The organism is Halomonas sp. SIMBA_159, assembly GCF_046536035.1.
In the GTDB taxonomy this organism is placed as follows: Bacteria; Pseudomonadota; Gammaproteobacteria; order Pseudomonadales; family Halomonadaceae; genus Vreelandella; species Vreelandella venusta_A.
This window is the reverse complement of sequence record NZ_JAWJBT010001125.1, coordinates 1-252: the sequence shown is the minus strand read 5'-3', so window position 1 is coordinate 252 and position 252 is coordinate 1. Positions and strand designations below refer to the sequence as shown.

Sequence of the window (252 nt, the reverse complement as noted above, 5' to 3'; positions counted from 1 at the left end):
CGCCCTTCGGGCGGCGGCAAGCAGCGCCTGCGCCTGATCGTGCCGACGCGCGGGCTGATCGGCTATCACTCCGAATTCCTAACCGATACGCGGGGCACGGGCATTCTGTATCGCCTGTTCCATGGCTACACCGCCTATAAGGGGCCCATCCCGGCGCGGCGTACCGGCGTGCTGCTTTCCAACGCCGACGGCGACGCGGTCGCCTATGCGCTGTGGAACCTGGAGGATCGCGGACCGATGTTCATTCACCCG

1 pseudogene is annotated in these 252 nt (G+C 66.7%); it reads left to right on the top strand.

From position 1 onward, the window contains the following. Positions 1–252 (top strand): annotated as a pseudogene (locus R0J87_RS22775) (translational GTPase TypA); the annotation flags it as partial.